At 73.1% G+C, this 553-nt stretch carries 1 protein-coding gene; it reads right to left on the bottom strand.

The window, feature by feature from the left end:
- The coding region (locus HUK84_RS22395; RefSeq protein ID WP_218064514.1) for a GntT/GntP/DsdX family permease at positions 1-456 on the bottom strand (456 nt) is incomplete at its 3' end.
- Between the last annotated feature and the right edge of the window lie 97 nt (positions 457-553).

Below are 553 nucleotides of genomic sequence, written 5' to 3'. Positions count from 1 at the left end.
CGACAGGCTGGCGGCCAGGGGCAGCGCCGCCAGCAGGATCGGCCGGCCGGCCGCCCGTGCCGCGACGAAGGCCAGCGGGGCCAGCAGCACGAACCCGACATCGAAGAAGACCGGAAGCCCCACCGCGAGCCCGACCGTCATCATCGCCCAATGGATGTTGCGCGGCCCGAAGCGCGCGACCAGGGTGCGGGCGATGCGTTCGGCGGCGCCGGTTTCGGACACGATGCGGCCCAGCATCGTGCCGAAGGCGATGACGAAGGCGATATGCCCCAGCGCGTGGCCCGCGCCGGCTTCGAACGAGGCGACGCCGGCCGAGGGCATCCGCCCGGTCGCGACGGCCACCAGCACCGCCACGCCGAACAGCACCATGATCGGTTCCAGCCGGAAGCGGGCGATCAGGACGATGACCGCCAGGATCGCCAGCGCGCCGACGGCGACGACGAGAGGTGCGCTCATTCGGGGGGTGCGCTCATTCGGGATCGCCGAAGCCGGGGCGGGTGGCGATGGGGGACATGTGGCGCAGGGCCGCGATGTCGGGCACCGGGCGGCACAG

The sequence above is a fragment of the Nguyenibacter vanlangensis genome (assembly GCF_013376155.1).
GTDB lineage: Bacteria > Pseudomonadota > Alphaproteobacteria > Acetobacterales > Acetobacteraceae > Gluconacetobacter > Gluconacetobacter vanlangensis.
Note: the sequence above shows the minus strand (reverse complement) of the source record. Positions and strands in the feature narration are given on the sequence as shown.